This is a genomic window from Mycobacterium sp., from assembly GCF_052143115.1.
Taxonomy (GTDB): Bacteria; Actinomycetota; Actinomycetes; order Mycobacteriales; family Mycobacteriaceae; genus Mycobacterium.
In genome coordinates, this window is the sequence record NZ_JBKQTQ010000141.1 from 1 (window position 1) to 4,273 (window position 4,273).

Genomic DNA, 4,273 nt, shown 5'->3' on the forward strand with positions numbered 1-4,273 from the left:
ATGTGGTCTTATTCGAGACAGGACGGGAGCCGAATTAGGGCCAAGCCTCAGCCCCAGGATCAGCCTGACCTCAGCAACCTCGGGTGCTCGCGTAAGGAAGAATTTTCATCATCTCCTGACTTGGGACAGCCGAGACGGGATCGTCGGGTGCAGCTAAGTTATGTTGCTCGCCACGCGTTCCCAGTTCTTGGTCTCAGAGAACATCTCTCCGGTTGGGTTGACGAAGGCGCCATGCGCGTAACTGTCGCCCTGAAGCTGAAACATGAACCATGCAGTCGTATAGCCCAGGTATCCGTAGACGCCGTTGGCACAGCCAACAGGTACCGGTTTGCAGTCGGGCTGGCCCTGGATATCGTTGTGGTTGGGCCCCTTGAGGGATCCCTTGAGTTTCACGATCTGGTTTGGCGTCCCCTGATAGTAGCCGTCAACGGACTGCTCGCCTTGGACCGAGATTGGTAAAGGCTGCGTTTCGGGCGAGATAAGCCCGTCGGCGCTTCCATCGATGAGAAAGATGGATCCAGAGGGCATCTGGGTCGTGTTGGCGCAGTTGGCACCGCTGCTGCACCATATTTGTGCCGGAATTTCTATGGCGACTACGGTCTTGATGAGGCCGGCCGATTTGATGAGGGCGTTCAGCGCGCCTCCGGTTCCCTGCGAATGCCCAAACGACCCGATCTCGTTCACGTTGAGCTTCTGGTAGAAGGGGCTGTGCGAGTCGTTGTTGGCGTTCTTCAGGAAGTTTGCGCCATCCAGGACAGTTTGTCCCGGACCGGTTTGCGAATCCTGGGTGGCGATGACGACGAATCCCCACGAAGCCATGTGTTTGAGGTAGTAGGTGTAAAGGCTCGAGGTGGCGAACGATCCATTGCCCCAGGTCAGAATGGGGTGCTTGAATCCGTTCGCGCCCAGTTGAGTCGGGTAATACAGATCGAACTTGTTTTTGGCCGAGTCGCAGCATGCGCCGCCAAGGCTCACAGTGACATCCCAGGGGCCGGTGGCGTAATACTTCAGTTCGATCGGCCCGGCGGGGTAATTGGGCGGGTTTGACGAACCGCAGCTCAACAGTGCACCGGCGACCGCTACTCCCGCCGCCAATACCCGACAACGTTTCAAAATTCGGTTCACGGATCCCCTCCTGAGAGGTGGGACGACTGGGACGACGGCCTCGATCCGCAAGGCTACTGGCCCGAGGAGACTTAGCAGCGCCAACACCTAAGAGATCCCTGCCTGACCCCGATGCCGTTGCCCGTCCGTCGGCGTCCACGGTAATTCCGGGACAGAGTTTTGAGAGCCTCGTATCTCGTCTGTTTCAAGACAAAGTTGGTCGGCGAGTGACCGCCTTCATAGCATGGCGTCGGCCCAGACGATGTGCCCCTCCAGGCCAAGCGTTTTCGCCATGTCGCGGTAGCGATCTCGGAACTCCGCGTAAGCGGCAGCATCGCCGCGAGCCCGCGCCAGTAGGGCTTGTAGTCGCAGCAGCCAGATGTCACGAATTACCCGATCCTCATCGGCTGGCGCAACCGCTAACCGCTCGATGGCGGCCTCGGCTTCGGCGACGTCACCGTCGGCGCCGCGGTCGAGCAGTGTTTGCGCCAGAACACCCGTCGCTGGAACGCCCCACGCCAGCAGTTGTCCCTCGCGGACCAGGTGATCGGTGGCGGCGCACATCAGCGGTATCGCCTCGTCGAGATCCCCGCGCCAAGCCCTTTCCCGCGCCACGTACACCTCGACGAGCGGTCGATCCCCGAGGTTGTGCGCACGCCGCGCGAACACATCGCTGACCTCGGCCAGGAGCGTGAGTCCTCGGTCACGCTCCGCAGCCGTGTGACGATGCGCCAGTGCAACGCCCAACGCCATCCGGGCGAATGCCGGCGCCATATCGTTGCCGGCTCGTTCGGCAATTCCTAGCGCATCCTCGATCTCGCGCAGCGCGCGGTCGTCGGCAGCCAGCGCGCCATTCGATATTCCCGGGAAGTAACCGAAAGCGGCGACCCCAGCGTAGGTCAGGGGGTCGGCACTGCGGGCCATGTCCAGGCCATGACGCAGATCCTCGCGCCATCCGGTACGTCCTAAGGAATAAGGAATAACGGGCCGTACCCCGCGACGTCAGCGTCAGTGCTAACGGAGACCCGAAGATGAAGTTGCCCTTAAACGGATCACCGTCGGCCAGGTCGATAACCCTTTGCGACCACCGCAGCACGTCAGGCCAGTGACCACATTCGAACTTGGCGTAGAGCGCCGGGAAGGACAGCCCCACCGTCAAGGTCGGATCGCCAAGGGACTCGATGAGGGCCATGGCCTCCGATGCCAGCTTCGACGCCTCACGAATCCGGCCTTGATACGCGTGATCCATCACCAGCCCCGCCATGGCGACGGCCAGTGGCGCCTTGTCCCCGGTAACGGCGCACAACTGCCGCAACTCGTCGACGCGGGCGCCGGCGTCGTTCGCATGGACCCGATAGGCGGTCCCGCACAACATGGTGCGGGGGGCGATGCGCATGGCTGCCCAGTTCGGGTCGTCGGTGGGCAATGTGTCGGCGATCGTTCGAGCGCGCTCCCAACTGGCTCGTGCTGCGGCCATATTGCGGCTGGTTGCCCAGGCCCCGGCGCGCAGGTGCCAGCCGTAGGCGGGGTGTAGATCGCCGGCGGCCTCCAAATGTTCGGCAATCAAAGCGGCATTTTTCATCAGCCGCTGTCGGGTCACGTGATTCGATTGCGGCCGCGACGCGCCGGTGGAGTTCGGCACGATCGGATTTGAGCTGTGACTCGTAGGCCACCGAGCGGATCAGCGGATGGTGAAACACATACTGCGGTCCTCCCGTAAACCTCACCTGATCAACGAGTTCGGCCACCACAAGATCCTCGACAATAGATTCAATGCCCAGCGTTTCGAGCAGGCCCGGGTCGAACCGCGAGCCGATGACCGCCGCAGCACTCAAGGTGCGCTTGGCAACTGGGGCAAGGCGGTCGATGCGGGCAGCAATAGTCGCCTGCACAGTGGCGGGCATGGTGACCTTGGCCACACCGGCCGTCGAGACGTAGGCGCTGCGGATGCCGCGGAGCACACCGCGCTCGGCCAGGTCACGCACCATCTCCTCGGCGAAAAACGGATTACCGGCGGCCCTCTCGGCGATCTTCTGGCCCAGCGCGTCAACAGAGGGATCGTCGCCGAGCAGCTCTGAGACCAGTGCTGCGGTCTCCGAATCGCTCAGCGGCGCAAGGGCGATGCTTTGAGCACCGGGCACCCGGCTCAACGCGTCCCGATATTCGGGTCGGTAGCTGATCAGCACCAGCGAGCGCGTTTGCGGGATCACCGCCACAAAGTCGGCAATCATGGATTCGCTGACCTCATCGATCCAGTGCGCGTCCTCAACGACGTAGACCGCCGGGGCTTGGCGGGCCAGCGACGCGGCATTGACCAGCGCAGTCAACCGCCGCCGACGGGCATCAGGATCGATCTTGGGCAGCTCCACCTCGGGATCAGCGATACCCAGCAGGTCATCGAAGAGCAACAAGTCCTCCGGCTCGGCATCGGGCACCCGAGCCCGCACCTGCGCACGGGCGGCTGGGCCGTCCAAGCCGTGCACACTAGTGGCAGCGCGCAGCAGCCGCGCCACCGCCTGGAAGGGGATGTCGCTGGTGTGTGATTCGCAGTAGGCGATGAAAACGTCCACACCGCGAGCTGCGGCCATTGCGGTGGCCTCGCGCACCAGACGACTCTTGCCGATGCCAGGTGATCCCACCACGGTGACCACCGCGCCGTGGCCGTCGATTGCACGTTCCAGCAGGCCTTCGACAGCACCCATCTCCCATCGCCGACCAACCAGATTCGACTCAGCACGTCCGCCAGCAGGTCGTTCGGCCATGCCCAACAGCCGATAAACGGTGACTGACTCGTCGGCACCCTTAAGACGGACTATCTCCGGCTCATCTAGAGCCGCTGCGCCGTCAACCAAGCGCGCTGTGGACGCGCTAAGCATCACCCCGCCGGGTGGTGCCACCGATTCCATCCGCTGGGCCATGCCGACTTGCTCGCCGACGGCGGTGTATCCGAAAGGCCCCGAACCGATCTCACCGGCGATCACCTGACCGGAGTTCAGCCCGATACGAAGCTGCAGGTCGACACCGTCGCGGGCGTGGACTTCAACGGCAAGCCGCTTCGCCTCGTCCTGAACGCCCAAGGCCGCCAGACAGGCACGAACGGCGAGGACCTCCAACGCCACCGGTGCCCCGAACACCGCCATGATGCCGTCGCCGGTGAACTTGTCCACCG

Annotated in this window: 1 protein-coding gene and 1 pseudogene; both read right to left on the bottom strand. The window is 63.2% G+C overall.

Going from position 1 to position 4,273, the window contains the following annotated elements:
* Nucleotides 1–153: 153 nt before the first annotated feature.
* Nucleotides 154–1,125, bottom strand: coding sequence for a poly(ethylene terephthalate) hydrolase family protein (locus tag ACLQI9_RS15110; protein WP_442379862.1), 972 nt, complete (start codon nt 1,123–1,125; stop codon nt 154–156).
* Nucleotides 1,126–1,341: 216 nt separating this feature from the next.
* A pseudogene (locus ACLQI9_RS15115) lies at nt 1,342–4,273 on the bottom strand (ATP-binding protein); the annotation flags it as partial.